Genomic DNA, 587 nt, shown 5'->3' with positions numbered 1-587 from the left:
ACTTTTGCGAAGTTCAGCTCAGAGCGAACAACCGTCATTAGTCAATTACGTTATTTACTAAGCCGCCAACACGATTAGTTGTTAGGAGTTTCTGTGATCTCTGAGTATTTTGAAGATTGGGAAGTAAAAGAAGAGTTTACTCAGGAGTTCATTTCCTTATGGGATGGCTGGCTGGGGCGAGAAGAATGTTACAAGCTCGATGAAGTAACCGAATCTGAATGGGAGAGGTTTAATCATCTAGTACGGTTGCTCCATTCAGAATATGAAATGTACGCTGTTAATTTAGAAAACGAGACTATTAATAAACTTGAAGATCTAGATAATTATTTGCCCACATATGAAGAAGATATGGAAAGAGGGCAAATGAATTTCACAACTATTATTATTCCTTCGTTAAATGCAGTGTTAGCTGAAACATGGGATTACACATATATCCTTTATCATAAAAATAATGGTGCAGTGAAAAGGTTTAAGCCATTAATAAAGAAGAGTCATTTATTTAGTTTTAGCGACTAAACACCAAACAAGCGCATCAATGAACCGACGTTAGCGAACGTCTGCTATTGGCACAATTTAGTTTTTAATCT

Annotated in this window: 1 protein-coding gene; it reads left to right on the top strand. The window is 36.3% G+C overall.

The annotated features are described in order from the left end of the window. Positions 1–93 precede the first annotated feature (93 nt). Positions 94–516, top strand: coding sequence for a hypothetical protein (locus tag CJF42_RS26070; RefSeq protein ID WP_170940787.1), 423 nt, complete (start codon positions 94–96; stop codon positions 514–516). Positions 517–587 lie beyond the last annotated feature (71 nt).

This window comes from Pseudoalteromonas sp. NBT06-2 (assembly GCF_002276045.1).
Lineage (GTDB): Bacteria > Pseudomonadota > Gammaproteobacteria > Enterobacterales > Alteromonadaceae > Pseudoalteromonas.
Note: the sequence above shows the minus strand (reverse complement) of the source record. Positions and strands in the feature narration are given on the sequence as shown.